General features: G+C 34.4%; 1 pseudogene. It reads left to right on the forward strand.

What is annotated here, in order from left to right:
• Positions 1-11: 11 nt before the first annotated feature.
• Positions 12-448: pseudogene (locus ACFOZZ_RS08065) on the forward strand (IS4/IS5 family transposase); the annotation flags it as partial.

Genomic DNA, 448 nt, shown 5'->3' on the forward strand with positions numbered 1-448 from the left:
AGGTATACATTATGGACAACTATAAACAACTCGAGAAAACTTTAAATCACATTATCAAAAAAATGAACGATTCACGCTCTATTTTCTGCGAAAATCCCAGAACAGACTTCATTCGTTCTCGTAAACTGGATTTTCAAAATACCATCAAAATCCTCTTCTGCATGGAAAACGGCTCTTTAAGAGATGAACTATTTAAGTCTTTTGATAATGCACTTGATACACCTACTGCATCTGCGTTTGTGCAGGCTAGAAATAAAATCAAGGTGGATGCTTTTAAACATATTTTCAATAAGTTTAATGATAGAACTCATGAAGACATACTGTATAAAGGATATCGTCTTCTCGCTATTGATGGGAGTGAATTGCCAATCGATAATGCCATATATGATAAAGAAACAAGAGTTCTAAGAACAGGCGGTACCAATAAGCCTTATTCCGCATTTCATAT

This window comes from Catenibacterium sp. GCM10023432, assembly GCF_042651925.1.
Taxonomy (GTDB): domain Bacteria; phylum Bacillota_I; class Bacilli_A; order Erysipelotrichales; family Coprobacillaceae; genus Catenibacterium; species Catenibacterium mitsuoka.